This window comes from Mesorhizobium abyssinicae (genome assembly GCF_049887195.1).
GTDB classification, from domain to species: Bacteria; Pseudomonadota; Alphaproteobacteria; order Rhizobiales; family Rhizobiaceae; genus Mesorhizobium; species Mesorhizobium abyssinicae.
This window is the reverse complement of sequence record NZ_JARAKC010000005.1, coordinates 114,569-139,944: the sequence shown is the minus strand read 5'-3', so window position 1 is coordinate 139,944 and position 25,376 is coordinate 114,569. Positions and strand designations below refer to the sequence as shown.

Annotated in this window: 24 protein-coding genes; 14 read left to right on the top strand and 10 right to left on the bottom strand. The window is 65.0% G+C overall.

Going from position 1 to position 25,376, the window contains the following annotated elements:
• Positions 1-7: 7 nt before the first annotated feature.
• The gene (locus PU724_RS13605; protein ID WP_292172346.1) at positions 8-1,489 is read right to left on the bottom strand and encodes an MDR family MFS transporter; all 1,482 of its coding nucleotides are present in this window, start codon (positions 1,487-1,489) and stop codon (positions 8-10) included.
• Between the two features lie 233 nt (positions 1,490-1,722).
• A complete protein-coding gene (locus PU724_RS13600; RefSeq protein ID WP_127392998.1) occupies positions 1,723-2,343 on the bottom strand; it encodes a DUF922 domain-containing Zn-dependent protease in 621 nt (206 codons plus the stop codon).
• Positions 2,344-2,428: 85 nt separating this feature from the next.
• On the opposite strand from PU724_RS13600, the gene folP reads away from it, so the two are divergent.
• Genes folP through folK form a run of 3 tightly spaced genes read left to right on the top strand, consistent with a single transcriptional unit; the run spans position 2,429 to position 4,139 of the window.
• Positions 2,429-3,280: a dihydropteroate synthase gene (gene folP / locus PU724_RS13595; protein WP_354421556.1), complete on the top strand. Its 852-nt coding sequence runs from the start codon at positions 2,429-2,431 to the stop codon at positions 3,278-3,280.
• A 3-nt stretch (positions 3,281-3,283) separates the two neighbouring features.
• Complete coding sequence (folB, locus tag PU724_RS13590) at positions 3,284-3,643, top strand: dihydroneopterin aldolase (protein ID WP_127286302.1); 360 nt, start codon at positions 3,284-3,286, stop codon at positions 3,641-3,643.
• Entirely contained in the window at positions 3,627-4,139 is a 513-nt protein-coding gene (gene folK, locus PU724_RS13585) for a 2-amino-4-hydroxy-6-hydroxymethyldihydropteridine diphosphokinase (protein ID WP_127393000.1), read from the top strand. The genes folB and folK overlap by 17 nt, the downstream gene beginning before the upstream one ends.
• 34 nt (positions 4,140-4,173) lie before the next feature.
• Here folK and PU724_RS13580 read toward each other — a convergent pair whose 3' ends face one another.
• Together PU724_RS13580 and PU724_RS13575 are read right to left on the bottom strand one after the other, a co-directional pair.
• Complete coding sequence (locus PU724_RS13580; protein ID WP_354421559.1) at positions 4,174-4,722, bottom strand: DUF924 family protein; 549 nt, start codon at positions 4,720-4,722, stop codon at positions 4,174-4,176.
• A 3-nt stretch (positions 4,723-4,725) separates the two neighbouring features.
• Positions 4,726-6,564 (bottom strand): monovalent cation:proton antiporter-2 (CPA2) family protein, encoded by a 1,839-nt coding sequence (locus PU724_RS13575; RefSeq protein ID WP_354421561.1) that lies wholly within the window; start codon positions 6,562-6,564, stop codon positions 4,726-4,728.
• A 160-nt stretch (positions 6,565-6,724) separates the two neighbouring features.
• Between PU724_RS13575 and PU724_RS13570 the strand changes: the two genes are divergently transcribed.
• The 3 genes from PU724_RS13570 to PU724_RS13560 all read left to right on the top strand — a co-directional run bounded on the left by PU724_RS13570 (position 6,725) and on the right by PU724_RS13560 (position 9,427).
• Positions 6,725-7,714 carry an AraC family transcriptional regulator gene (locus PU724_RS13570; protein WP_354421563.1) on the top strand — a complete coding sequence of 330 codons (990 nt, stop codon included), beginning with the start codon at positions 6,725-6,727 and terminating at the stop codon, positions 7,712-7,714.
• A gap of 60 nt (positions 7,715-7,774) precedes the next feature.
• Positions 7,775-8,983 (top strand): MFS transporter, encoded by a 1,209-nt coding sequence (locus tag PU724_RS13565; RefSeq protein ID WP_354421565.1) that lies wholly within the window; start codon positions 7,775-7,777, stop codon positions 8,981-8,983.
• A 177-nt stretch (positions 8,984-9,160) separates the two neighbouring features.
• Positions 9,161-9,427 (top strand): hypothetical protein, encoded by a 267-nt coding sequence (locus tag PU724_RS13560; protein WP_126054776.1) that lies wholly within the window; start codon positions 9,161-9,163, stop codon positions 9,425-9,427.
• A 65-nt stretch (positions 9,428-9,492) separates the two neighbouring features.
• On the opposite strand, the gene PU724_RS13555 is transcribed toward PU724_RS13560, so the two are convergent.
• The 4 genes from PU724_RS13555 to PU724_RS13540 all read right to left on the bottom strand — a co-directional run bounded on the left by PU724_RS13555 (position 9,493) and on the right by PU724_RS13540 (position 13,271).
• Positions 9,493-10,044 carry a hypothetical protein gene (locus PU724_RS13555; protein ID WP_127309905.1) on the bottom strand — a complete coding sequence of 184 codons (552 nt, stop codon included), beginning with the start codon at positions 10,042-10,044 and terminating at the stop codon, positions 9,493-9,495.
• Between the two features lie 89 nt (positions 10,045-10,133).
• Complete coding sequence (locus PU724_RS13550; protein ID WP_127309904.1) at positions 10,134-11,219, bottom strand: YcjF family protein; 1,086 nt, start codon at positions 11,217-11,219, stop codon at positions 10,134-10,136.
• Entirely contained in the window at positions 11,216-12,688 is a 1,473-nt protein-coding gene (locus PU724_RS13545) for a YcjX family GTP-binding protein (RefSeq protein ID WP_127309903.1), read from the bottom strand. Before PU724_RS13545 ends, PU724_RS13550 begins: the two co-directional genes overlap by 4 nt.
• Before the next feature lie 79 nt (positions 12,689-12,767).
• Positions 12,768-13,271 (bottom strand): SixA phosphatase family protein, encoded by a 504-nt coding sequence (locus tag PU724_RS13540; protein ID WP_135908372.1) that lies wholly within the window; start codon positions 13,269-13,271, stop codon positions 12,768-12,770.
• A gap of 246 nt (positions 13,272-13,517) precedes the next feature.
• Here PU724_RS13540 and dksA point away from each other — a divergent pair, with 246 nt between their 5' ends.
• On the top strand, positions 13,518-13,934 hold the full coding sequence (dksA, locus tag PU724_RS13535) for an RNA polymerase-binding protein DksA (protein ID WP_126054771.1): 417 nt from the start codon (positions 13,518-13,520) through the stop codon (positions 13,932-13,934).
• 221 nt (positions 13,935-14,155) lie between these two features.
• Here the strand turns inward: dksA and PU724_RS13530 are convergent, their stop codons facing one another.
• Positions 14,156-14,878, bottom strand: coding sequence for a single stranded DNA-binding domain-containing protein (locus tag PU724_RS13530; RefSeq protein ID WP_189524279.1), 723 nt, complete (start codon positions 14,876-14,878; stop codon positions 14,156-14,158).
• Between the two features lie 218 nt (positions 14,879-15,096).
• Between PU724_RS13530 and cckA the strand changes: the two genes are divergently transcribed.
• Together cckA and PU724_RS13520 are read left to right on the top strand one after the other, a co-directional pair.
• Entirely contained in the window at positions 15,097-17,670 is a 2,574-nt protein-coding gene (cckA, locus tag PU724_RS13525) for a cell cycle histidine kinase CckA (RefSeq protein WP_127310834.1), read from the top strand.
• A gap of 210 nt (positions 17,671-17,880) precedes the next feature.
• Complete coding sequence (locus tag PU724_RS13520; RefSeq protein ID WP_127284533.1) at positions 17,881-18,588, top strand: purine-nucleoside phosphorylase; 708 nt, start codon at positions 17,881-17,883, stop codon at positions 18,586-18,588.
• 60 nt (positions 18,589-18,648) lie between these two features.
• On the opposite strand, the gene PU724_RS13515 is transcribed toward PU724_RS13520, so the two are convergent.
• Complete coding sequence (locus tag PU724_RS13515; RefSeq protein ID WP_354421570.1) at positions 18,649-19,044, bottom strand: hypothetical protein; 396 nt, start codon at positions 19,042-19,044, stop codon at positions 18,649-18,651.
• Positions 19,045-19,336: 292 nt separating this feature from the next.
• Between PU724_RS13515 and urtA the strand changes: the two genes are divergently transcribed.
• The 5 genes from urtA (at position 19,337) to urtE (ending at position 25,166) form a co-directional block, all read left to right on the top strand.
• Positions 19,337-20,644 carry an urea ABC transporter substrate-binding protein gene (gene urtA, locus PU724_RS13510; protein ID WP_127284535.1) on the top strand — a complete coding sequence of 436 codons (1,308 nt, stop codon included), beginning with the start codon at positions 19,337-19,339 and terminating at the stop codon, positions 20,642-20,644.
• A gap of 166 nt (positions 20,645-20,810) precedes the next feature.
• Positions 20,811-22,427 carry an urea ABC transporter permease subunit UrtB gene (gene urtB, locus PU724_RS13505; RefSeq protein ID WP_354421572.1) on the top strand — a complete coding sequence of 539 codons (1,617 nt, stop codon included), beginning with the start codon at positions 20,811-20,813 and terminating at the stop codon, positions 22,425-22,427.
• Positions 22,424-23,647, top strand: coding sequence for an urea ABC transporter permease subunit UrtC (gene urtC / locus PU724_RS13500; RefSeq protein WP_354421574.1), 1,224 nt, complete (start codon positions 22,424-22,426; stop codon positions 23,645-23,647). The genes urtB and urtC overlap by 4 nt, the downstream gene beginning before the upstream one ends.
• A 6-nt stretch (positions 23,648-23,653) precedes the next feature.
• Positions 23,654-24,400, top strand: coding sequence for an urea ABC transporter ATP-binding protein UrtD (urtD, locus tag PU724_RS13495; RefSeq protein WP_127310829.1), 747 nt, complete (start codon positions 23,654-23,656; stop codon positions 24,398-24,400).
• 70 nt (positions 24,401-24,470) lie between these two features.
• Positions 24,471-25,166: an urea ABC transporter ATP-binding subunit UrtE gene (urtE, locus tag PU724_RS13490; RefSeq protein ID WP_128275646.1), complete on the top strand. Its 696-nt coding sequence runs from the start codon at positions 24,471-24,473 to the stop codon at positions 25,164-25,166.
• Positions 25,167-25,376 lie beyond the last annotated feature (210 nt).

Sequence of the window (25,376 nt, the reverse complement as noted above, 5' to 3'; positions counted from 1 at the left end):
GCGCGTGCTACTCGGCCAGCACCGGAGCCGCGGTCTCGGGATGGCCGCGAAGCGCCTTCTCCGGCATCAGTCCGAGCGCGGCAAGCGCCATCAGCAGGATTGCCGCAGCGACGAGGAAGATCATCGTGAACGCTTCGGCAGAGGCTGCGGCGCCAGCTGAATGCGCGCCTTCGCCGGCCAAAGGCAGGCCATAGCCCAGCGCGACCGCGCCCAGGATCGCCACGCCCAGTGCGCTGCCCAATGAGCGAAGGAAGGTGAGCACGCCGGTGGCGACGCCGAGATGTGCCTGATCGACGGCATTCTGGACCGAGACGGTGGCCACCGGAAACGTCGTCCCGCTGCCGAGGCCCACACAGGTCGTCAGGATTTCAACGACCAGCAGGGAGGCATGCCCGGCGACGACGCTGAGCGCGCCGAGGCAGACTATGGCGAAGCTCACGCCGATCATGGCGATCCGCTTGTAGTGGACGAAGCGCGGTATCGTGCGCCCGCTGAACGTAGCGCCGGCGACGGTGCCGAGCATCAGCCCGAGCAGCGCAATGCCCGATTCGCTGGCCGAAAGCCCGACGATCGACTGCAGGTAGACCGGCAGATAGACCGCCAGGCCGATATTGGCGGCCTGCAGCAGGAACAAGGACAGGGTGCCGGCCAGCACGATCGGGTTGCTGAGCACCTCGAGCGAGATCAGCGGCTCGTCGGCGCGCATGAGCCGCAGCGCAAAAGCGCCCCAGATCACCGCCGAACTGGCGAGCAGCCCGAGGATTTCGCGCGACAGCCAAGGATAGGCGCTGCCGCCCCAGTTCAGCGCCAGCAGCAGCAGGGCAGTGGCCGCGATCAGCAGCGCCGCGCCGAGAGCGTCGATACGATGATGCTTTGCCGCGATCGGCAGCTTCTTCAGCGGCTTGTTGATGATCGCCATGGCCAGCAGGCCGAGCGGCAGGTTGATCCAGAAGATCAGCGACCAGTGCAGATGCTCGGCGAAGGTACCGCCGAGCAGCGGGCCGGTGATGCTGGCAACGGCCCAGGTGCCCGCGATCCAGGCCGCATAGCGCGCCCGCTCGCGCGGCGGCACGAGGTCACCGATCACCGTCTGGGCCAGTGCGAACAAGCCGCCGCCGCCGGCTCCCTGGATGGCGCGTCCGACGATAAGCACCAGCATGTTGGGCGCGATTGCGCTGACCAGCGATCCGGCGAGAAAGATCAGGATAGCCGCGTAGAGGGTTGGCCGGCGGCCATAGACATCGGAGATCTTGCCATAGAGCGGCGCCATCGCCGTTGCGGTGAGCAGATAGGCGGTGACGATCCACGGCAGGTATTCGGCATGGCCGAGCAGACGCGCCATCGTCGGCATGGCCGGGGCGACGATGGTTTGGTCGAGCGCCGCCAGCAGCATCGACAACAGCACGCCGCCGATGATGGCGTTCTTCTCGCTCTCCGTCAGCGGCGACGTTGCTGCAATTGTCGCCGGCTTGTCGACAGCCTGATCCATGGTCTCGTTCTCTCGTGGGCTTGCGCGCGCCTCTGAGGGAGGCGGCCGGCTCGGCCGGTGCGACGCAGCCGCCGCGTCGATTGGTTGTCGTGCCTTTCAGGTTCCGCCTTGGCGAACCTGAGATATGTCGTTCCATATAGGCCGATTTCGACGGGGGCTCGAAAGTTTTTGCCGCCTGGCACTACGCTTCGGCGAATTTGGCTTGCGCCATGGGCGCCCTGGTACCGGCGAAATCAGGCGGGCGGCAGCTGGCCGGTCTCGATGCGCTCGAGCCGGTAGCGCAGCAGCCGCAGGATGCGGCTTTCGAAGTTGACGCTCTCGACGCGGTCGAACCGCACCTGGTCCTGGTCGTGCCTGGCGAGCTCGGCCGCGGTGATCTGCGCGGCTCTCGCCTTGACTTCGGCGCAGGTCTTTTGCGGATAGCTCGCCTTCAGCGCGTCCTCCAGCTGCCTGGCGTGGTTCTTGGCGATCTCGACATGGCGTTCCTCGTGCCGCTTGATGTCGGCCGACAGCGTGTTCCAGAACAGCTTCACGTCGGCATCGGCCTTGCGCGAACTGCGCCATTCCGGAAGGATCACCTTGACCTTGACGGTCACGATGGCGTCGGCGACCCGGCAGGAACCAGGGCTTTCCGCATAGCTGACGCGGGTGGTGAACGCCATCTGCGTCGCGCCCGGGTGCCGCGAGCCGGTGCTCTTCACCTGGGGGCCGTGCTTGGAAAGCTGGGTCTCGATGTCGTCCAGCGTGCGGCCGCCAATGGCGAAGTAGCTGTAGGTCTTGACCAGATTGGCCGCGCCGGCGGGCAGGGCGGTCAACGCGAGAACCAGGGCGCAGGTAAGCGAACGTTTCATCATGTTGCCTCTTCCGCCACCTTGCTTTACGGCCGCTCTCGGCGCAACGGATTTGATTTCCAGCGGATCACAAGATGGTTGACGGACAATGACGACGAGGCGATGGCAGCTGGCGCATGGACGCCATCTCGACCTTGGCGGCAAGGCCGTCGTGGTCGGCATCCTCAACGTCACGCCGGACAGTTTTTCCGATGGCGGGCTGTTCGCCGCGCGCGACACCGCGCTCGCCCAGGCGCGCCGCATGGTGGAGGAGGGCGCAGCCGTCATCGATGTCGGTGGCGAATCGACCAGGCCAGGCGCGTCCGCCGTGACCGGCGAGGAAGAGCAGGCGCGTGTCCTGCCGGTCATCGAGGCGCTCGCCGGTTCCGGCGAGGCGCTGATCTCGGTCGACACCTATCGCGAGGACACCGCGCGCCTGGCCGTCGCCGCCGGCGCGCATATCGTCAACGATGTCTGGGGCCTGCAGCGCGAGCCGGGCATTGCACGCGTCGCCGCCGAAACCGGCGCCGGCCTCGTCATCATGCACACGGGACGTGGCAGGCAGAAGCTGCCTGACGTCATCGACGACCAGCTTTTCTTTCTCCGCAAGTCGCTGGAGATCGCGCGGGCCAGCGGCGTCGCCGATGATCAGATCGTGCTCGACCCCGGCTTCGGCTTCGCCAAGGAAACGGCCGAGGAGAACCTCGACCTGATGGCGCGGTTTACCGAGCTTCAGGCGCTGGGCCACCCATTGATGGCCGGAACTTCGCGAAAGCGCTTCATCGGCGCCGTGACCGGTCGGGACGCCGCCGAGCGCGGCGCCGGAACGGCGGCCACCAGTGTCATTTTGAGATTGAAAGGCGCGCATCTATTTCGCGTCCACGATGTCGCAATCAACGTGGATGCGCTGACGCTGGCCGATGCTATGCTGGCGCGTGAAACCGACCCGTCCGGACGCTGAGCCATGTATGTCATCCGCATGAAGAACTGCGCCTTCTTTGCCCGGCACGGCGTGCTGGACGAGGAGGAGACGCTCGGCCAGCGTTTTTATGTCGACGCGGCGCTGACCGTCGAGCCGGGCCGGGCGCTCGTCGAGGATTCGATCGAGGACACCGTCAACTATGGCGTCGCCTTCACGGTGATCGAGAAGATCGTCACCGGGCACCGGCGTTTCCTGATCGAGGCGCTTGCGCTGGAAGTGGCCAAGGCGCTGACGGCGCGGTTTCCGCAGATCAAGAGGGCCGAGATCACCGTGCGCAAGCCCAACGCGCCGGTGCCCGGCGTGCTCGACCATGTCGAGGTGACCGTTGTCTGGCCCGAATAACACGGTCTACCTCAGCCTTGGCGGCAATCTCGGCGATCCCGCCAAGTCGATGGCGGCCGCGCTGCGCCTTCTGGATGGCGACGACAAGACCAGCGTCGTCGCGGTCTCCTCGCTCTACCGCACGCCGCCCTGGGGCAAGCTCGACCAGCCCGATTTCCTCAATGCCGCCGCCACGATCGCGACCGGGCTTGCGCCGCGCGAACTGCTCGATCTTTGCCTCGATGCGGAGCGTCGGCTGAAGCGGGTGCGCGAGGAGCGCTGGGGGCCGCGGCTGATCGACATCGACATACTGGTGTTCGGCGACCGCATCATCCACGAGACCGGTCTGGAAGTGCCGCATCCGCGCATGCTGGAGCGTGCCTTCGTGCTGGCGCCCCTGGCCGAGATCGCGCCGGAGCTTGCCATTGGCGGCAAGAGCGTGTCGGAACGCCTCGGCGCGGTCGATGCGTCCGGTATCGAGCGCTTGCCGTCGGGTCGGGATTGGTGGCTGGCTTAGGAACTGCCGACCGACGCCTGCAATCCGGCTGAAATCAGCCGGAAAATCCGCCGCCGTCGAGGAACGCCTGTTCCTCCGGCGTCGTCTCGCGGCCGAGCATGCGGTTGCGGTGCGGGAAGCGGCCGAAGCGCTGGATGATGTCGCGGTGCTCGACCGCATATTTCAGGTAGGCCTGGGCGCTGGTGGAAGTGAGCTCCACCGACCGCGCCTGGTCGACGAGCAGCTCCGAATGCTCGAACGGCAGATAGAGGAAGAAGCGAATGTCTTCTTCCAGAGCCAGGTCATGGCCGCCGGCGATCGCCTTGCCGGCGAAATGGCGCGCCAGCGGGTCGGTTGCATACATATGGCCGGTGCCGCGAAAGCAGTTGCGCGGAAACTGATCGAGCAGGACCATCAGCGCCAGCGAACCTTCGGCGTGTTCGCACCAGTCGTCGCATTCGCGCCGCGCGGCGGCGTAGTGCAGGTCGAGGAAACGGGATCGGAAATCCGCGTCGAAGGCGTCGTTCTTCTCGAACCAGGCGTCCTCGCCGGCATTGCGCCAGAACGCAGTGACGGCGAGCGCCCGTTTGTCCAGTTCAGTCATCTCTTATTCCTCCGCAGGCTCGGATTTGCTCAGCACGCCGGCGGTCTCCTCGTTGAGCGCCTGGCCGGTGCGGCGCGGCGGCGTCAGCGGCGTCGGGATCGGCGTACCGATATTGCCCTTCAGGAAGCGCTGGCCGGCGCGCACGCCTTCGGCCAGTTGCATCTCGAAGCGAGCGGTGTCGCGGCGGCGGACATCCTCGATCACCTCGGCGACGTCTTCCGGGTCGACGCCCAGCGCTTCGAGCGCCGAGCCGCCGAAGACCAATGCCGATTCGAAGGTCTCGCGCAGCTGGTAGTCGACGCCGGCGCGTATGAGCTGCAAGGCAGTGCCGCGGTCGAAGGCGCGCGCCAGGATCGTCACCAGCGGGAATTCGGCCTTGATCAACTGCGCGATGCGCACCGCGGCTTCCGGTTTGTCGACGCAGATCAGGACTGCACGCGCCCGCCCGGCGCCGGCTGCGTGCAGGATATCCAGCCGCGTGCCGTCGCCGTAATAGACCTTGAAGCCGAAATCGGCCGCCGCCTGGATCATCTCGACCTCGTTGTCGATGATCGACACATCGATGCCGCGCAGCAGCAGCGGCTGGGAGGCGATCTGGCCGAAGCGGCCGAAGCCGATAATGAGCACGCTGCCGGAAAGGCCTTCGGCGACGTCGACGCCGTCGAGCGATTGCTCGTCGCGCGGCGTCACATAGCGCAGCGCGATGATGGCGAGCGGCGTCAGCACCATGGAGATGATGACGATCGCCGTCAGCGTCGCGTTGGCCTGGCCGTCGATGATGCCGACCGCCGCCGCCGCCGAATAGAGCACGAAAGCGAATTCGCCGCCTTGCGCCATGAACACGGCGCGTTCCAACGCCTCGCGATGACCGGTCTTCAGCATGCGGGCGACGACGTAGATGCCGAGCGCCTTCATCACCATGTAGGCGACGACATAGATGGCGACCAGCCGCCAGTTCGCGGCCACGACGTGCAGGTCGAGCGACATGCCGACGGCGAGGAAGAATAGGCCGAGCAGGATGCCGCGGAACGGTTCGATGTCGGCCTCGAGCTGATGGCGGAAGGTCGATTCGGAAAGCAGCACGCCGGCGAGGAACGCGCCCATCGCCATCGACAGGCCCGAAAGCTGCATGGCGAGCGCCGATCCCAGCACCACCAGCAGCGCCGCTGCCGTCATCACCTCGCGGGCGCGGGCCTCGGCCAGGATGCGGAAGAACGGATTGAGCAGATAACGCCCCGCCACCACCAGGCCAACGATCGCGGCAAGGCCGATGCCGACCTCGGTCAGTCGCTGCGACAGGCTGGTCTCGGCGCCGCCCGGCGCCAGGAAGGCTATCAGCGCCAGCAACGGCACGATCGCCAGGTCCTCCAGCAGCAGGATCGAGACGATTCGCTGGCCCTTGGGCGTGGCGATCTCGCCGCGCTCCTCCAGCAATTGCATGACGATCGCCGTCGAGGTCAGGACGAAGCCGGCGCCGGCGACGAAGGACTGCGCGATCGGAAAGCCGCCGGCGAGCCCGACGCTGGTGAGCAGCGCCGCGCAGACGCCGACCTGCAGCGCGCCGAGGCCGAAGATTTCGCGGCGCAGGCCCCAGAGTCGCGACGGCTGCATCTCCAGCCCGATGATGAACAGGAACATGACGACGCCGAGTTCGGCGACGTGGAGGATGGCTTCCGATTCGGAGAAGATTCCGAGGCCGAACGGGCCGATGACGACGCCGGCGGCGAGATAGCCGAGGATGGAGCCGAGCCCCATGCGCTTGAAGATCGGGACCGCGACCACGCCGGCCGCGAGCAGCGCCACCACCTGGATAAGATCGCTGCCCGATGCTTCTGCCGCCATGCCTCTTGTCCCTGTGTTCAGCAGCACTCCTTGCATGCAGTTGGAGCCAGAGGCAAGGGTGGGAAACCTACCAGGACGGGCAGGTGCCGTTGACGCGATTCCTCTGGTGGAACAATGGTCTCCGCTTGCCTGTCGGACGATCGGCATCTATATCTGGTAAATGCTTGACCATTCGTCCCGCCCGTCTTCGCCGACACATATTCCGATGGATGCGCTCAGCGAAGTTCTGCAGGACTTTCGCTTGAGTGGCGTCAACTACGGCCGTTGCGAGCTCCGGCATCCGTGGAGCATAGACTTTCCGAAACAACAGCTGCTGCGGTTTCATTTTGTCGGCCAGGGTCCATGCTGGATTCACACCGAAGCGCAGGGCTGGCAGGAGTTGCGCAATGGCGATCTGGTCCTGCTGCCGCAAGGCATCGCCCACCGGCTGGCGAGCGCGCCGGACGTTGAAGGCGGCTCGCTCGAAGGTTGCCAGGTAATCAAGCTGGGCGGCAATGTCTGCGAAGTGGTTCGGCAGGGAACGGGCGCGACGAGCACTCTTTTCTGCGGCTCCATGGCCTTGGGCTCCTGTGCGCTCAACCCATTGATTACGTTGATGCCGCCTGTCATCAAGGGTTGCGACGTGGCTGGGAATGACCCTGTCGTCGGTCCTCTGCTGGCGGCCATGACGGTGGAGGCCGCGCAACCGCAGATGGGCAGCGCCACGATCCTGTCGCGTATGGCGGACTTGCTAACGGCCCGGCTCATCCGCTGCTGGGTCAATTGCAACGGCGCGTCGACCACCGGTTGGCTCGCAGCCATCCGCGACCCGCATATCGGCCGCGCTCTGGCAGCCATGCACCGCGAGCCCGGCCATAACTGGACGCTGGGAAGCTTGGCGAGCGTGGCAGGCCAATCGCGCTCGATTTTCGCCGAGCGCTTCAGCGCTGTCCTGGGGGAAGGCGCCGCACACTATCTCGCCCGCATGCGTATGCAGCTTGCCCGCGAATTGCTGGGCCAGAACGGCTTGTCGGTTGCCGAAGTCGCTACCCGTTTGGGCTACGATTCCGAGGCATCCTTCGCTCGCGCGTTCAAACGCATCACCAATGTTTCGCCGGGCGTTGTGCGTCGCACAAATCCCGGACGAATAGATATGAATTTCGGATTCTAAGGTACATATCATCCGGGCGGACTTGCCTATCTAAGATCTCCAATTTTTGGAGATTCTTCCGTGACTGACACAACATTACAGCTTGAAGACGCAGCGATCGGCCTTGATGCCGATGCGCCAACCGCGTGGGGCGCAGCCACCTGGTTCGCGGTCATTTCACTGGCGGCCACCAGCTTTGCCCTGGTGTCCGCCGAATTCCTGCCGGCCGGTCTATTGACGCCGATGGCGCGCGATCTCGGCATCAGCGAGGGAACGGCCGGACAGGTCGTCACCGCCACCGCTTCGGTCGGCGCCGTGACGGCCATGCTGAGCAATGTTCTCATCGGCCGATTGAACCGCAAGACGGTGCTGATTGGCCTCATGGCCCTGGCGGTCGCTTCCAATATTCTTGCGGCGCTGGCGCCCAATTTCTGGCTGCTGTTGCTTGGCAGAGCCGGGCTCGGCATCGCGCTCAGCGCGTTCTGGGCGCTTTCGGTTGCCGTCGTGGCAAGGCTGGTTGGCGCCAACGCGACAGGTCGAGGCATGGCCATCGTCACTCTTGGCGTCTCGCTCGCCACCATTGCCGCACCCTCGATGGGAGCGCTGATCAGCGACTGGCTGGGATGGCGCAGCGCCATGGCGATGACAGCGGGGCTGGCGCTGGTTGCCATGCTGCTGCAGTTTCTCAGCCTGCCGACCTTGCCTGCAAGTGCAAGCAATAGCCTTGCCGACGTATTTCGGCTGACACGGCGGCGTGGCATTCAACTCGGCATGCTTGCCATTGTCTTGCTCATGACCGGGCATTTCGCCGGCTCAGTCTATGTGCGCCCCTTCCTCGAACACGTGACGCTGCTTGCGACCGGGCCGATAGCGCTCGCGCTGCTTGGATTTGGCATCGCCGCAGTGGTCGGAAACATTGCCGGCGGCCGCTTGGCCGATGCCAATATCCGCACGGCGCTCGTGATCACCGCTGCGTTGATGGCGTTTGCGGCGCTAGCATTGGTGCTTTGGGGTGTGCACATCGGCGCTGCCTTCGGCTTCGTTACGCTTTGGGGCTTGGCGTTCGGCATGGGGCCGGTGGTGCTGCCGACTAATCTGTCGCGTGCGGCACCTGACGCGCTGGAAGCGGCGGGCAGCCTGATGGTCGTCTCTTTCCAGGTCGCCATCACCATTGGCGCGGTTGTCGGTGGCTATGTCGTGGACAATTACGGCGCTACGGCGCCCCTGACGCTTACTGCCATCCTTGCCGTATCGACGGCTCTGCTGGCGCTGCTACAGCCTCGCAGCTGAACCCTGCGTCGACCATCGCGGCGGCCAGGCTCCGGGCCGCCGCGATGTTGCAGCCGCGTTACACAAGTTTACGTGATGCACGCGTTGCGTGTTGCCACAATCGACGGCTAAGGGACGCTCGGCTTCGGCCATTGGGAAGGAGCGACCACCGCTGCCTTTTTTGAGGAGATGACTGACATGAAGAAGTTTTTGCTCGTCGCCGTGGGTGTTGCGGCGCTTGCCGGTTCGGCCTGTTCGAAGGCGCCTGAGTGCACCGCCGAAATGGCGACCAAGAAGGCGCAGGACATGACTGCCGCGCTGCAGGAAGCGATCACCAAGGATCCGTCCAAGGCAGCCGACCTGTCGGCCAAGGTCCAGGCTGTGACGGACAAGTACAAGGACGCCTCGACTTTGGCCGAGGCCTGCAAGGCCTATGACGAAGTGACGGCCGCCATCAAGGGCTGAGCGTCCGAAAACGAACAAGGCGGTGGCTTGAGGCCGCCGCCTTTTTTTGTTGCAGGTTGTGGATCTCAGTTCGGCGCGATCGAGCCGACTTCGACGGTGTCTACCCGCTTCAGGCTCATGCCGATCACTGGCACCAGCTGTTTGTTGACGCGCACGGCGACCGTCACCGTCATCGAATTGTCGTCGGGGATGCGCGCCTGCATGACGCCGTTCAATTGATTGCGGTTGATGGTGAAGACGACCTTCTGGGCGTCGACGACATTGCCGCCGATGATATCGAGCCCGTTGCCGGACGATCCACCCATGAAGTTGCCCTTGTAGTCGCGACCCTTGCGTTCGACGGTGGCGGACATCTTCTGCGTGAACACGCCGACGCGGCAATCGCCGTCGAGCGTCATGCCGGTCTTGCCGTCGGGCGTCGTGCCATTGAAATTGCAGGTGAATTTCGTGCCCTTGTACTTGCCGGCAACGATTTCGCCCGGGCCGACCCACTTGCCCTCGACCGACCGGAAGAACTGCTTGTCGGGTTCGGCTCCAAGCGCTTTTCCGGCAAGGGCCAAAGGTGCCACAACCGCGACCGCAAGAGGCAGGACGCTGTACAGATTTACTCTTTTCATAGACGACACCCGGCAGCAAGAACGCTGTTTGCTAGACGTGTCAGACCATGAACAAGATTGGTTAATGCTTCGTCACTTGGCGGCGCCGATTACTTGCCGGGGGCCGAAGTTTCGCCATCTTTCCTGGCCGCGAACGATGTCAGCGCGGAGAGGAAATCGCTCAGTCCAGGCCGCCTCGCGGCGATGAAGGGCAGGGGCCGCGCCGTTTCCATCGCCGCTATGCCGATTCGTGCCGTCATCATGCCGTTGACGACCCCCTCGCCAAGTTTCGCCGAAAGCCTCGCGGCAAGCCCGTGGCCGACGATCTGCTGCACGAAACTGTCGCCGACGGCGATCGAGCCGGTCACCGCCAGGTGCGCAAGGACGTTGCGCGCCAGCCGGAAGAAGCCAAGCGTGCCCGGCCGGCCGCCATAGAGCTCCGACAGGCGGCGGATGAGTCGCCCGGCCTCGAACACGACGTAGGCGACATCGACGAGGGCGCGCGGGCTGACCGCGGTCACCAGCGAAACGCGCTTTGCCGCTTCGAGGATCATCGCCCTGGCGCGGACATCGAGCGGGCCGAGGATCTCGGTCTCGGCGAGCCGCACCAGATTGCCGCCGTCGATGATCTCGCCGCGCAGTTTGGCGAGCGCGCGCCTGCCGGCCGCGGTCTCCGGCTTGGCGGCGACGAAGGCTGAAAGCTCGTCGACGACGGACCGCGCCGCCTTCGGGTCGTCGCGGGCGACCGCGTCAAGCGCCCGCCGCTGCAGTTTTTCGACCTCGGCCAGGCGGGCAATCGCCAGGAATTCGCGCACCAGGATGACTACCAGCGCCAGCACCGCGATCGCCGCCATGCCGGCGGCCAGCCAGCCCAGCCATTCGGCGCGTTCGAACAGGTCGCGGATGAGCTGGTCCGTCCAAAGGCCGACCGCCAGCGAAACCAGCACGCCCACGGCGCCGAAGAACAGGCGGGCGAGCAGGGAACGCTTGCGCGGCGCGGTGGCCGGCGGCGGCTCGGCGGCAACGATGTCGGGCTCGTCGAAGACGTCGATCTCGGATGGAATGACGACTGCCACGTCGGCCTTTGCCGCGCGTGGCCGGCGCGCCGGCTCAGCCTCGACGGGCCGCGGCTTCGGCGCCTCCCGGCTCGGCTCCGGCTCGATGCGGAATGCAGCGGGTTTGCGGGGCGCGCTCATGCCAGGTGGTCTCCAATCAGGAACTGCAGCGCCCGGTCGAGACGGATATGCGGCAGCGACAGCGTAACACCTTCGGCCGTGCGTTCGAGCTTTGGCGGGCGGAATCGCACGAAGCGGATCGCCGGGTCGCCGCCATACGGCGATGCTACGGAGGGATTGAAAACCGTGTCAACTTTCTCAGGCAAGTCACCAGGAAATATGGCTGTTTCGGTCTTGCCGTCGAACGTGTCGCCATTGATCCGCTCGCCCTTCAGCGGCGTGCCGATGATGACGGGCAGGGTTTCGCGGCCCTGTTTGACCGTGCCTTCGCGGGTGGCGCGCACGGCCGCCATGGCGACCACGTCGACATCGGCTCCGGTGAAGTTCGCCCGCGCCACCGCGCGGTCGGCAAGCCGGCGCACGATCGCCTGCAGCCGGTCATGGCTTTCATGATGCAGGTGATCGGCCTTGGTCGCCGCCACCAGGATGCGGTCGATGCGCCGTGAAAACAGGTCGGTGAGGAAATTGCCGCGGCCGGGGCGGAAACAGGCGAGGATTTCGGTGACGGCACGCTCCAGGTCGGCCATGGCGGCCGGGCCCGCGTTCAGCGCCTGCATGGCGTCGATCAGCACGATCTGGCGGTCGAGACGCGTGATGTGCTCGCGGAAGAACGGTTTCACCACATGCGTCTTGTAGGCCTCGTAGCGCCGCTCCATCATCGCCTGCAGCGAACCGGGGCGGGGCCGCCGCTCGGCCAGTGCCGGCAACGGCGCGAAGGTCAGCGCGGGCGAGCCGTCGAGGTCGCCGGGCATCAGGAAACGGCCGGGCGGCAAGGTCGACAGCGCCCGCTCGTCGAGCTTGCACGCCTTGAGATAGGCCGAAAAGCCCTCGGCAAGCCGGCGCGCCGTCATCTCGTCGGCATCGGCATTGGGATCGATCGTGGCAGCGAGCGTCCGCCAGCCCTCGGAAAGATCGGCGCGCACGGGGAGTGCCGCCATCTCCATCGCCTCGCGCGAGAAATCGGCGAAGGATTTGCCGAGCAGCGGCAGGTCAAGCAGCCATTCGCCCGGGTAGTCGACGATGTCGAGCGACAATTTTCCAGCCGAAAACATACGGTTCCAGCCGGAAGCTGATTCGTATTCGATGGTCAGCCGCAGCTCGGAAATGGCGCGCGTCGAGTCCGGCCAGACACGGTCGTTGACCAGCGCCGCGACATGATCCTCGTACTGGAAGCGGGGAACGGCGTCGTCGGGCTGCTCCTCGAGGAAGGCGCGCGCGATGCGTCCCGATTTCTGTGCCTCGAACAGCGGCAGGCGGCCGCCATGGATCAGGTTGTGGACAAGCGCGGAGATGAACACTGTCTTGCCGGCGCGGGAAAGCCCGGTGACGCCCAACCTGAGCGACGGCGAAAAGAGCCCGGCAGCGCGCCCTGAAAGCGTGTCGAGAGCGATCTTCGCCTCGTCGGTGAAAGTGGTCAGCGATGATGCCAAAACATGCTCTCTGAGGGCCCGTCGGTTCCCGATATAGGCACTCAGGCTGCGGTTTGGAATGGCGCCGCCAATTTGGGTCTCAGAGATCGGCCGGTGTCAGAAAGGCCTCGAGATAGCCGCTGCCCTGATCGGCATGGGCAAGACTGCCGGGGAAGCGGACGACTGCGAGGCCAGATGTCGGGAAACCATAGTTCATTATGCCACGCGCGGCCTCCTCGCCGTCGCCCGAGACCGCCATGGCGAGATCCTCCGTCATCGGATTGTGGCCGATGACCAGCAGCGAGCCCACCCCGCCATTGTCGCGGATGATGCCGAGATAGCCGGCGGCGTCCTCGCTGTAGAGTGTGTCGAAGAACAGCACCCGGCCGGTATCTGTCTGGCCGGCCAGTCCCTCCAGGGTCTGGCGGGCCCGTTTTGCGTTGGAGCAAAGGGTCAGGTCGGGCACGTAGTTGCGGCTGCGCATGGCTGCCCCGATCGCCTCGGCATCGGCGATGCCGGAGGCATCGAGCGGACGATCGAAGTCACGGACTCCGGGCAGAGCCCATCCGGCCTTGGCATGTCTCAACAGGTAGAGTTTGCTCACCGCTCCCCCAAAATGCCTGGTTGGCACAATGGGATTAGCCACGAGAAAGCCATGGCGCACAATGGCCAATAGCCTTCAACCACAACGAATCATGGATGAATTCGATTTCCGCTCGCAAGCATAACGATATCATGGACAGCTGTGGGTCCGATATTACATTTGCGTGAAACGGTCGCCGATTGCGCTTGTGCACGCTTCTCTGCGCGAATATATAGGCGCCAAATTTGGGGTTGTTGGGTGAGTCGAATGAACGACATCGTTACCGCCGATTACGTACCCTCTGAAGACGAGCCGTTCATGAACGAACGGCAGAAATCTTACTTTCGAATGAAGCTCGTCGCCTGGAAGAACGACATTTTGCGCGAAGCGCGCGAAACCCTCGAAATCCTGCAGCAAGAAAACGCCAACCATCCCGACCTCGCCGACCGCGCCTCCTCGGAAACCGACCGAGCAATTGAACTCCGCGCCCGCGATCGTCAGCGCAAGCTCATCTCGAAAATCGATTCCGCGCTCCAGCGCATCGACGAAGGCACTTACGGCTATTGCGAGGAGACTGGCGAGCCGATTGCGCTGAAGCGGCTCGATGCGCGTCCGATCGCGACACTGTCGATCGAGGCGCAGGAGCGCCACGAGCGCCGGGAGAAGGTCTATCGCGACGACTGACGCGCTGGGATAATCACCCAGGGGTTTAGAAAATGGCCGGGCGACCGGCCATTTTTGTGCCCGCGTGACGCGGCTCCCTCGGTTGCCCAAGCGATGTCGCCGGATTTCGGCCTTGCTGGGGCAGGTAAATCCAGGAACAGGCGTGAAACGGCTTTCCGTCCGAAATCGTGTCGAAACAAGCAGATGGCGCGTTCTGCGTCTTCGCGAAACGACGCGCCGTTCTAGCGCTTCTGGCTGGCGAGTTCGCCGAGCAGCTTCGTCATTTCATCGTCGAGCGACGGCGGCGCCTTGGCGGCCGGTTTGCTCGCATGCGATTCATCGAGCGAAACCTCGAGCTCCTGAATCAGCGTATCGTCGATGGAGGTTGGCTTCGCCGGCGGTGGGGCATGCCGGACGGCATTGGTGTTCGCCGATCCATAGGCTGGCAGCGGCGTGATGTTGCTCGCCTGGTAGCTCGGAGCGGCTGGCTTCGGCGCCGGTGACGGCGCGGCTTGGCGCGGGCGGGCGGGCGGCGGCGTGGCGCTTACCGGCTGCGGCGCGGGCGGCGCCTGCCTCACAGGCACGGGGCCCGGCTGGGCGGGGCGCGGCCGCGGCGCCTGGGCCTGCTGCTGGCCGCCGTCTCCGGTCAGCGCCGGGCGGCGCGGCGCCGCCAGCCTGATATCGCGCTCGACGACGACGTCGGTCGGCCCGCCGATCAGGATGAGATGTTCGATGTCGTCGCGGCGCACCAGCACCAGCCGGCGGTGGCTGTCGACGGCGGTGGCATCCATGACGGCCAGCCTGGTCTTGCGGTTGCGGCCGCCGGCGACGAATGTCCCGAAGGTCAGGCTGCGCACCAGCTTGATGATGAGGAGAACGACCACCAGCAGGACGAGCGCGGCAAACGTCCACAGGATTGCGGCGACATAACCAGGACCCGCCACGCTATCCAGCCACTGCAGCATCGGTGCACCGCCCTTTTTTGAGGTGACGCGACACTAGACCGTGCGGACCGGCCGCCGCAAGTTGGCATCACGCTTCGTGAACAGTTTGAAACACGAATCCACGGCCTGGCGCCATTTTTATCTGACATTTGCCACCGGGGCCTTTTCCGCTACAGGAGAATGTGATTCAACCGGCCGTCCGCGGGGTGTCGGGCACCGGAATCACGAGCAGGGGGCACATGGCCAAGGAAACGCGCGGCGATTTCTATCCGGTACCGATCGTCGACCAGAATACGCGTCCGGGTGCCGTGACCCGGCTTATCATATTCATCGTTGTCCTGACCGGTGCGGCGATCGTTTTCGGGCTTTTCCGCGAGCGCCTTGGCGATCCCTTCCTGCTCGGCATGCTCGGCGTGCTGGCGATGATCGGCGTCGGGTTCCTGTTTGCTACTGCGATCGGCTTCGTTCAGGTCGCGCCGCGTTCGACCAGCGACGAACTTTCGAAAGCCTTCGTCGATTCGATGTCGCAAGGCCTGCTGGTCACCGACACCAAGGGCCGCATCGTCTACGCCAACCGGGCCTACGCCGACATGACGGGCGCTTCGTCGGCGGCCGACCTCAAGACGGTCGAGGGGCTGCTGTCGGACGTTCCCGAAGCCTCGATGACCATCTACCGGCTGGCGTCCGGCCTGCGCGACGGCCAGGCGGGCGACGGCGAGTTCAGGCTTGCGCAGTCCATCCGCCCCGGCGCGGAGCCCGGCGCGCACTGGTACCGCACCCGCGCTCGTGCCTTCAATGTGCCCGGCCAGCGGCTGCCGATGCTTGCCTGGCAGCTTGCCGACATCTCGCAGGAACGGGCCGAGCAGGAGCGTTTCTTCCTCGACCTGCAAAAGGCGATCGACCATCTCGACCATGCGCCGGCCGGTTTCTTTTCCGCCGACCAGGAAGGCCGCGTCACCTACATCAACGCCACGCTCGCCGAATGGCTCGGCATCGATCTGGCAAGCTTCACGCCGGGCGCCGTCTCGCTGCCCGAGATCGTTGCCGGCGACGGCATGGCGCTGGTCCGCTCGGTCAAGGCCGACCCCGGCACCACGCGCAACGCCGTCATCGACCTCGACCTGACGACGATGACCGGCGAGGCGCTGCCGGTACGCTTCATGCACCGCGTCTCGGCGAGCCGCGAGGGCGTCGGCGGTCCGACCCGCACCATCGTGCTCAACCGCACCCAGGGCGAGGATGCCTCGGCCGATCTCCGCGCCTCGGAAGTCCGCTTCACCCGCTTCTTCAATTCGACGCCGATGGCGATCGCCGGCGTCGACGCCAGCGGCCGCATCCTGCGCACCAACGCGCCGTTCCTGTCGCTGTTTTCCTCGGTCGTCGATCGCGACGCTGTCGACCGCCGCGTGCGGCTCGACACCGTCGTCCACGAGCGCGACCGGGCGGCGTTCGCCGAGGCCTTCGAGAAGGCTAGGCAACGGCAGGCCGACATCGAGCCGATCGACACGCTGTTGCCCGGCAACGAGGAGCGGCATATCCGCTTTTACGTCAATGCGGTCGCCGAGGGCACCGGCGGCGAGGGCGCCGAGGAATCGGCCATCGTCTATGCCGTCGACACCACCGAGCAGAAGGCGCTCGAGGGCCAGATGGCGCAGAGCCAGAAGATGCAGGCGGTCGGCCAGCTCGCCGGCGGCATCGCGCACGACTTCAACAATGTGCTGACCGCCATCATCATGGCGTCGGACCTGCTGTTGACCAACCACCGTCCGTCGGATCCGTCCTTCCCCGACATCATGAACATCAAGCAGAACGCCAACCGGGCGGCTTCGCTGGTAAGGCAGCTTCTCGCCTTCTCGCGCAAGCAGACCCTGCGGCCGGAAGTGCTGAACCTCACCGATGTCCTGGCCGATCTCAGGATGCTGCTCGCCCGTCTGGTCGGCAACGACATCAAGCTGAAGATCGACCACGGCCGCGATCTCTGGCCAGTCAAGGTCGATATCGGGCAGTTCGAGCAGGTGGTGGTGAACCTCGCCGTCAACGCGCGCGACGCGATGCCGGCGGGCGGCGACCTCGCGGTGCGCACCCGCAACGTCACGGCCGAGGAATGCAAGAGCTTCTCCTACCGCGAACTCACCCCGGCCGACTACGTCGTGGTCGAGATCGAGGACACCGGCACCGGCATCGCGCCTGACGTGCTGAAGAAGATATTCGAGCCCTTCTTCACCACCAAGGAGGTCGGCAAGGGCACCGGGCTCGGCCTGTCGATGGTCTATGGCATCATCAAGCAGACGGGCGGCTTCATCTTCTGCGATTCGGAAGTCGGCAAGGGTTCGGTGTTCCGCATCTTCCTGCCGCGCCACATCGCGGAGGCGAGGCCGGCAAGCGAGCCGGGCGAGGCGCCGGCGGCGCCGGTGAAGCCGGCGGAGGCCGCCAAGGACCTGTCCGGCTCGGCCACCGTGCTGCTCGTCGAGGACGAGGATGCCGTGCGCATGGGCGGCGTGCGGGCGCTGACCTCGCGCGGCTATACCGTCCACGAGGCGTCCTCCGGCGTCGAGGCGCTGGAAGTGTTCGAGGCGCTCGGCGGCAAGGTCGACATCGTCGTCTCCGACGTCGTGATGCCGGAGATGGACGGGCCGACGCTGCTCGGCGAACTGCGCAAGCGACAGCCGGATATCAAGTTCGTCTTCGTTTCGGGCTACGCAGAGGACGCCTTTGCCAGGAATCTGCCGGCTGAGGCCCATTTCGGCTTCCTGCCGAAGCCGTTTTCGCTCAAGCAGTTGGCGACCATCGTCAAGGACGTGTTGGAATCCTGAACGACGACGCGCATCAAAACGGCGGACTGAATGTGATCGAGCGCACAGACGCCCGCGCCATGCCGTTTACAGGTGGCGGCGCCGGAGAGCGATCCGTCCGCTCATAACCAGTGAGTCCGGCCACTGGAGCTTTGCAATCGCGGCTTGCGCATCGGCGCGAGATCGCCATGATTGCGGTGACAAACGCGGCGGGGAATTGGGGTAGATGCCGTGACGCCGCACAACGAAGCGGAAAAGGGTGATTTTGCCGAAACGGTGCTGCTGCCGGGCGACCCGGAGCGCGCCGAATGGATGGCTGAGACTTTTCTCGAGGCGCCGCGCTGCGTCAATCGCCGCAGGGGCGCGCTGGGCTTCACCGGCCGGTACCGGGGCAAGCCGGTCAGCATCCAGTCGACCGGCATCGGCGTCTCGTCCTTCCTGATTTACGCCCATGAGCTTCTCGACTTCCACGGCGTCAAGACGCTGATCCGAACCGGCACTTGTGGCGGCCTGAGCGCCGAGGTGCCGCTGCGCGGCCTGGTGGTCTCGCAATCGGTCCGCGCCGAGAATGCCGACAGCGGCCAGGTCTTCGGACTCTACGCCGCTGCCGGTCCCGATCCGGCGCTGCTTGCCCGGGCATTGCAGCGGGCCGAGACGCTTGGCATCGAGCACCGGGCGGGGCTGACCATCTGCAGCGATATTTTCTATCATCCAAAGGGCCGCGCCCGCTATGCCGAAGCCATGGCCTTGGGAGCGCTCGCCGTCGATATGGAGACCAGCGCCCTCTACCGCATTTCGGCCCATTTTGGCGCGCGGGCGCTATCGCTGCTGAACGTGGTCGATCATGTCACCAATGGCGAGCAGACCGACTATTCCGAGCGCCAGGAACTGTTCACCGACATGACGCGGCTGGCGCTCGAAGTCGCCGCGGAAAGCTGAAGGCCTGCCGCCTCACGTCTCGCGAACGGCTGCCCGTACCCTCCTCGGCGGACAGGCAGGTTATCCCCTGGTGCAGGTCGAGGCGGTGAAGGCTCCGTCGGGCTGCTTCATGATGATGTCGAAGGACGGACCTTCCGGGCCCTCCAGCGTCGCCTGTGTCATCGAAACGGAGTTGCCGCCGCTCGTATAGCCGCCCAGCGGACCGAGCCAGCTGATCTCGCCATTGGCATTCATCTGATAGTTGTAGCCTTGCGGTGCGGCGCCGAAGGTCACCGGACCGCTGTAAACATTGCCCTTGATGGTGATGTCGCCGAGGTTGAGGAAGGCGCCGAGCAGGTAGACCTCGCAATGGTATATCCCGTCGGGCATCTTGCCCTCGGTGAAGTCGGCGCGGGCTGCCCCCGTCACGGCAAACAGAAGCACGACGCTGAAAATGCTGGAGATACGGGAAATCATGGCATGGCTCGGTTCAAGCGGACCTTGCCCTATTTTGGCGCCGCGCCGCAACTTGCCGTATGTCGCAAGGCCCAATTTTTGAGCACCAGACCAATATGGGCAAAAGATAGGCAGCATTGCGCAATTTTGCCGCATTCGGGTCTTTGGCAACCCATTACATGTTTGACGACTAATATCGTAACAAGCTGATAAGATTGGTATATTTCGACATTTCCAGTGCCGCTTCGCTGTTTGGCATGGTGGTTGCATAGCTATGTTGCGATGCAAAACAACCAGCTTGGGAGTGTGCAATATGAGGGGTAATTTCTCGACAATAACAAAAATGTTTTCGGCCGGCGTTCTCGCCGCCGGCCTGCTGACGGCGCCTGCCAAGGCGGCCGACGACACGATCAAGGTCGGCATCCTCCATTCGCTGTCGGGGACCATGGCGATTTCGGAGACGACGCTGAAGGACGTCATGCTGATGCTGATCGAGGAGCAGAACGCCAAGGGCGGCCTGCTCGGCAAGAAGCTCGAGGCCGTCGTCGTCGATCCGGCCTCCAACTGGCCGCTGTTCGCCGAAAAGGCGCGCGAACTGATCTCCAAGGACAAGGTCGCGGCCGTGTTCGGCTGCTGGACCTCGGTGTCGCGCAAGTCCGTGCTGCCGGTGTTTTCGGAACTCGACAACATCCTGTTCTATCCCGTCCAGTATGAGGGCGAGGAGAGCGAGCGCAACGTCTTCTACACCGGTGCCGCGCCGAACCAGCAGGCCATTCCGGCCGTCGACTACCTGATGAGCGAGGACGGCGGCTCGGTGAAGCGCTGGGTGCTCGAAGGCACCGACTACGTTTATCCGCGCACCACCAACAAGATCCTCGAAGCCTATCTGAAGGCGAAGGGCGTGCCGGCCGAGGACATCATGGTCAACTACACGCCATTCGGCTTCTCCGACTGGCAGACCGAGGTCTCGGCGATCAAGAAATTCGGCTCGGCCGGCAAGAAGACCGCCGTCGTCTCGACCGTCAACGGCGACGCCAACGTGCCGTTCTACAAGGAACTCGGCAACCAGGGCATCAAGGCCGAGGACATCCCGGTCATGGCCTTCTCGGTCGGCGAGGAGGAACTGGCCGGTCTCGACACCGGTCCGCTGGTGGGCCATCTCGCCGCGTGGAACTATTTCGAGAGCATCGACACGCCCGAGAACAAGAAGTTCATCGACGACTGGCACAAGTTCATCAAGAACGACAAGCGCACCACCAACGACCCGATGGAAGCCCACTATATCGGCTTCAACATGTGGGTGAAGGCGGTCGAGAAGGCCGGCACCACCGATCCGGACAAGGTCATCGACGCCATGGTCGGCGTCTCGGTGCCGAACCTGACCGGCGGCTATTCGACCATGATGCCGAACCATCACATCACCAAGCCGGTGCTGATCGGCGAGATCCAGGCCGATGGCCAGTTCGAGACCGTCTCGCAGACGCCCGGCCTCGTGATGGGCGACGAATGGTCGGACTACCTACCTGACTCCAAGGACCTGATCTCAGATTGGCGCGCGCCTCTGGCCTGCGGCAACTTCAACGTTGCCACCGGCAAGTGCGGCGGCAAGGGGACCAACTGATCCAGGTCTGGGCCGCCAGGCCCATGGCCAGGTCCGGACCTTGGCCCGTAACCTCCCGGGTCTGATTGGTTGCGGGCCTCTCCGCGACCAGGACCGCAGCCGGGCGGGCTCGACCTCCAGCCCGCCCGGACACCAAGCTCAATCCCTCTGGGAGCCACCTGAACCGATGATCCTGATCCGCGCGATTGGCCTGACGCTGCTGCTGGTTATGGCAAGCCTGTTGCCGTCCAGCGCGGCCGAAGCCGATCTTCGCGCCATCATCGCCAAATTCGCCGCCGCCACGAATTTCTCCGCCACCGAAGCCGTGGTGCGCGAGCTTGCAGCCACCGGCGATCCCGCGGTCGAGCCGCCGCTTTCAGCGCTCGCCGACGGCAATCTCTATATCCGCAAGGCCGACTCCCAGGTCTACGTCGGCAAGGACGCCGGCGACGGCATCGACCTGCTCGATCCGCTGAGCGGCGAGAAAGCAGCCTCGGCGGCCAAGACCGACCTCACCAAGATCAAGGTCAACAACGGCTTGCGACGCGTCATCCGCGATGCGCTCGGCACGCTGACGCTGCGCGCCACGAACCCGGCCGTGCGCATCGCTGCCGCCGCCACCATGTTCAAGACGCCCGACGCGGCGAACATCGAGCCGCTCGATGCGGCCATCGCTGCTGAAACGGATGCAAGCGTCAAAGCGCTGTTCGAGCAGGCCCGCGCGGCGTCGCTCCTGGTTTCCGACAGGCCCGAGGCCGACAAGCTCTCAGCGATCGCCCTGATTGCCGCGCGCGGCGACCGCGACGCGGTTTCGCTGCTCACCTCGGTCGAGGCGAGCTCCCAGGGCGCGGTCAAGGACGCGGCATCGTCCGCGATCGCCACCATCAATTCGACGCTGGCGCTGTGGGATGCCGGCCAGAACATCTGGTACGGAATTTCGCTGGGTTCGGTGTTGCTGCTCGCGGCCATCGGCCTTGCCATCACCTTCGGCGTCATGGGCGTCATCAACATGGCGCATGGCGAGATGGTGATGCTCGGCGCCTACACCACCTTCGTCGTCCAGCAGGTGATCCGCACGTCGTTCCCCGGCCTGTTCGACTGGTCGCTGGTCATCGCGCTGCCGCTTGCCTTCCTGGTTGCCGCACTCGTCGGCCTCGCCATCGAGCGCGGCGTCATCCGCTTCCTCTATGGCCGACCGCTGGAGACGCTGCTTGCGACCTGGGGAGTCTCGCTGATCCTGCAGCAGGCGGTGCGGACCATTTTCGGGCCGACCAACCAGGAGGTCGGCAATCCGTCCTGGATGTCGGGCTCGTTCGACATCGGCCAGCTGGCCATCACCTGGAACCGGCTGTGGATCCTGATCTTCGCACTCCTGGTGTTCGGCGTGCTGCTCTACGTCATGAAGCGCACGCCCTGGGGCCTGCGCATGCGCGCAGTCACCGCCAACCGCCGCATGGCAGCTTCCATGGGCATCAGGACGCCCTGGGTCGACGCGCTGACCTTCGCGCTCGGCTCGGGCATCGCCGGCATCGCCGGCGTCGCGCTCAGCCAGATCGACAACGTCTCGCCCAATCTCGGCCGCGGCTACATCATCGACAGTTTCATGGTCGTCGTCTTCGGCGGCGTCGGCAATCTGTGGGGCACGCTGGTCGGCGCCTTCTCGCTCGGCATCGTCAACAAGTTCCTCGAGCCCTATGCCGGCGCCGTGCTCGGCAAGATCGTCGTGCTGGTGCTGATCATCCTGTTCATCCAGAAGCGCCCGCGCGGCCTGTTCGCGCTCAAGGGCCGGGCGGTGGAAGCATGATCGCGCAACGCCTCTTCGGCGGCGACCGCCGCATCGCCATCACGGTTCTCATCCTGCTCGCGGCGGCGGTCCTCGTGCCGTTGCTCAACCTCGCCGTTTCGCCGGCAAGCGCCTTCTACGTGCCGTCCTATATCGTCGCGCTGGTCGGCAAATATCTCTGCTACGCGCTGCTTGCCTTGGCGCTCGATCTCGTCTGGGGCTATTGCGGCATCCTCTCGCTCGGCCATGGCGCCTTCTTCGCGCTCGGCGGCTATGCGATGGGCATGTACCTGATGCGCCAGATCGGCTCGCGCGGCGTCTACGGCAACCCCATCCTGCCGGACTTCATGGTGTTCCTGAACTACAAGGAACTGCCCTGGTTCTGGTACGGCTTCGACCATTTCTGGTTCGCAGCGCTGATGGTGCTTGCCGTGCCCGGCCTGCTCGCCTTCGTCTTCGGCTGGTTCGCCTTCCGCAGCCGCGTCACCGGCGTCTACCTCTCGATCATCACCCAGGCTATGACCTATGCGCTGCTGCTCGCCTTCTTTCGCAACGACATGGGTTTCGGCGGCAACAACGGCCTGACCGACTTCAAGGACATCCTCGGCTTCAACGTGCAGGCCGATGCGACGCGCTCGGCCCTGTTCGCGGCCAGCGCCATGACGCTTGCACTCGCCGTTCTGCTGACCTCGGCGATCGTGCGTTCAAAGTACGGCAAGCTCCTGATGGCGGTACGCGATGCCGAAAGCCGCACCCGCTTCCTTGGCTGGCGGGCCGAGAACGTCAAGCTGTTCGCCTTTACCGTGTCGGCGATCATGGCCGGCATCGCCGGCGCGCTGTATGTGCCGCAGGTCGGCATCATCAATCCCGGCGAGTTCGAGCCGTCCAACTCGATCGAGGTGGTGATCTGGGCGGCCGTCGGCGGGCGCGGCACCATTGTCGGCCCGATCGTCGGCGCCCTGCTCGTCAATGCCGGCAAGTCCTGGTTCACCGGCGTGCTGCCCGAATTCTGGCTGTTCGCGCTGGGCGGACTGTTCGTCGCCGTCACACTGTTGTTGCCCAAGGGCATCGTCGGCATGTGGGACAGCTGGCGCGGCAAGGCCAGAGCACTGCGCGCGGCCTCGCTCGCCGCGGAAGTCGGCAGTGATCCGCAGGAGCCGCAGCCGAAGATCGTACGCAGCGCCGCAAGGTCGCCGGGCTCATGGTCGGCCTCCGGCCCCGAACCGCAGCCGGCGGAGTGACCGATCATGAGCAAGTCGCACACCATCCTCTATCTCGACGGCGTCTCGGTCTCCTTCGACGGCTTCCGCGCCATCAACAATCTGTCGCTGGTGCTCGACAAGGGCGAGATGCGGGCGATCATCGGCCCCAACGGCGCCGGCAAGACGACGATGATGGATATCGTCACCGGCAAGACGCGGCCGGATGAGGGCGAGGTCTTTTTCGACGGCCAGGTCGATCTCACCCGGCATGACGAGGCCGAGATCGCCATGATGGGCATCGGCCGAAAATTCCAGAAGCCGACCGTCTTCGAGAGCCACACTATCGAAGAGAATCTGATGCTGGCGCTGAAGGGGCCGCGTTCGATCTTCCCGGCGCTGTTCCATCGCCGCTCGACGGCGGACGTGCGGCGCATCGACGACATCCTCGGCATCATCCGTCTGGGCGACAAGCGCGACGAGCTCGCCGCCAATCTCAGCCACGGCCAGAAGCAATGGCTGGAGATCGGCATGCTGCTGGCGCAGGACCCGAAACTGCTGCTGGTCGACGAGCCGGTCGCCGGCATGACCGATGCCGAAACCGTGGAGACGGCGCGCCTGCTCAAGGATATCGCCCGCGACCATTCGGTGATCGTCGTCGAGCACGACATGCATTTCGTGCGCGAGCTCGGCGTCAAGGTCACCTGCCTGCACGAGGGCTCGGTTCTGTCGGAAGGCACGCTCGATTTCGTCTCGGCCGACGAGCGTGTCGTCGAAGTCTATCTGGGGCGCTGAGCATGGTCTGGCGGGTTCCCTTCCATCGTTTCGACCTTGCCTTCCTCAAGCGTTGGAGGAGACGCTGACCATGCTCGAAGTCTCCAATGCCACGCTGCACTACGGCGCCGCCCAGGCGCTGCGCGGCGTTTCGCTGAAGGCCGGCGCCGGCAAGATCACTTGCGTGCTCGGCCGCAACGGCGTCGGCAAGACCAGTTTGATGAGATCGATCGTCGGCCACCACCGGCTGACGAGCGGAAGCGTTGCCTTCGAGGGGAAGGCGCTCGACCGGAGCGCGGCGTATGACCGCGCCCGGTCGGGCATCGCATTCGTGCCGCAGGGCAGGGAGGTCTTCCCGCTGCTCACGGTACGCGAGAACCTGGAGACCGGCTTCGCGCCGCTGAAACGCGCCGACCGCAACATTCCAGCGCACGTCTTCGAGCTGTTTCCGGTGTTGAAGCAGATGCTCGGCCGGCGCGGCGGCGATCTCTCCGGTGGCCAGCAGCAGCAGCTCGCCATCGGCCGGGCGCTGGTGATGCGGCCGAAGCTGCTGGTGCTCGACGAGCCGACCGAAGGCATCCAGCCCTCGATCATCAAGGACATCGGCCGCGCCATCCGTTACCTGCGCGACCAGGCCGGCATTGCCGTGCTGCTCGTCGAGCAATATCTCGACTTCTGCCGCGAGCTCGCCGACGAGGTCAACATCATGGACCGCGGCCAGATCGTCCACACCGGCCCGGCCGAAGATCTCGACCGCGCGGATGTTCGGAAGTTCCTGACGGTGTAGCTGCCTTTTCGTCATCCTTGGGCGGAGCAAGGAGCGAAGCGACGCGGCGCAGACCCCAGGGTCCATGCCGTTACCTCTGCCGAATGGTGCAGCGGTACAGAATAGAATGATTGCTCAGCGCCCCAACCATTCCCAATTCTGCGCCGTTAGTGGCGCTTCCAAGTAACGGCATGGATCCTAGCGTCTTCGCTCCGCTTCGCGTCGCTGCGC